This window comes from Mesorhizobium sp. WSM4849 (assembly GCF_055811385.1).
On record NZ_JBVVPW010000089.1, the window covers coordinates 1 to 1704 of the forward strand.

Genomic DNA, 1704 nt, shown 5'->3' on the forward strand with positions numbered 1-1704 from the left:
CCTCATCCATTTTGATCCCGGCTTGGGGCGAAGGAGGCCGGGCGCGGAGATGGCCGGGGTTTCGCAGCGTCCGGCCTCCTTCGCGAGCGCCACGGCGCCTCAGTGTGGCCTTGCGATCTCCGGGATAGGTGGCCCGTTGTTTAAGGGGCCAAACAGCAGCGCGTCCGCCTGTTCGCTGCGCCAGACCTTCAGCCGACGCTGAAGTGTTCGAAGCAGTTTGTTCGGGTAATCGCCGGGATACTCGGCCTGCAGTCGTGACAGAAGTTCGCTGCGGTTCGCCATGGTTCGGCTTCGAACCAATTTCGCAAGTCGGCAGTCGCCTTGACGAGAGGGTCAGGACGCCGCCGCCCTCTTTTGGCTTTCACAATCGGGCGATCCGTTGGCCGGATAGCCCCGTCCTTCCAGGCAGTCCGCAAACTCGCCAGGAAGAGATCGATCGGCTGAGCTGCCCCGTCAGGGCGCGTGGCCGGCGGAGTATCGGCAAGCGCAGCGAGTCGCTCCTGCAAGGCGCGGATATCGCGCAATAGCAGGACAGGATCGAGCCCGGCGTAGATTTCCTGCACACGAGACCGGACCGCATCTGAGGTGCGAGCGTCGGCAACCAGACGCTGATGCGGCGTAGCTGGCGGACTATACGTCTTGCGCACACGTGCGCCGTCGCGCTGCTTCGCGATCAACTTGAAAGATGGCTGAAAGAAGTTCACGAACAGCCGCGCTGACCGGTAGAGCTTCGCTAGCAGCGTGGCGGCCTCCAGCCCCTCGAACCGACGATATCCGACCATTCTACGCACCACGGCGCCATTCTTCTGCTCGACAAAGGCCTGGTCGTTCTTGCGGTAGGGGCGGCAGCGCGTGAAGACGATGTTGGCGCCGTCGCAATAGGCCTTCAGCGTCTCGTTCATGAAAACGGTGTCGTTGTCCGTATCCAGGCCGAGAAGCGAGAAGGGCAGTTGCTTGCGCAATTCTGTGAGCACCGAGCTCAACAGCGTCTGTTCGCGAACCAGCAGCGGCGCACATTCCGTCCAGCCGGTCGCGATGTCGGTGAGCACGAGGGTTTGGATGAAGCTGCCGCGAGCCGAAGGGCCGCTATGGGCGACAAGGTCCGCCTCAACGAAGCCTGGCGCTGGATCGTCCCAATCCGCCGACGTTCTAATGGGAATGCTCCGTCGCAGGGCATGCGCCGCAGGCCGTCGTCGGGGACGTCCCAAGCCTTCTCGGATCGGTCCCAGCGTCCTGTCGATCGTAGCCGCGCTCATCGCCAGCAATTTGCCCCGGATTTCCGGCGCTAGGTCAACAAAATGACCGTGCCGTTCCATCGCTTCGAGAAGGATGGGCAGCAACGCTTTCAGCCTCTTGCCGCAGACGCGGTCAGACGCCTCCCAGAGCAATATGAGCGCATTGCGTTCCGCTTCATCATAAATCCGCGGCCGCGCTCGCCGGCCTACAACCGGCCCGTCACGGCGTCGTAGCATCCGCATCGCATGCTTGCGGTGAAAGTCCGTGATGACGACGAATTCATCCAAAATTCTCGCCTTCTCCGCTCGCGTCGAAGCACGATAGCGCTCTGAAACCGCCGTCATAAGTTCTTTCCTTGTCGCCATGCTCAGCCGTCCCATAGTCGCCCCTGCTCATACCATTCGGTGGGGAGCAACTTATGTGAGGCAACGGTTGAACATTCAGGAACATTTTCGACGAGGCAATGCG

1 pseudogene is annotated in these 1704 nt (G+C 61.7%); it reads right to left on the reverse strand.

Features of this window, described 5'->3' with window-relative positions:
* Nucleotides 1–99: 99 nt before the first annotated feature.
* A pseudogene (locus tag AC0L3L_RS36310) lies at nucleotides 100–1616 on the reverse strand (ISNCY family transposase).
* Nucleotides 1617–1704: the final 88 nt, after the last annotated feature.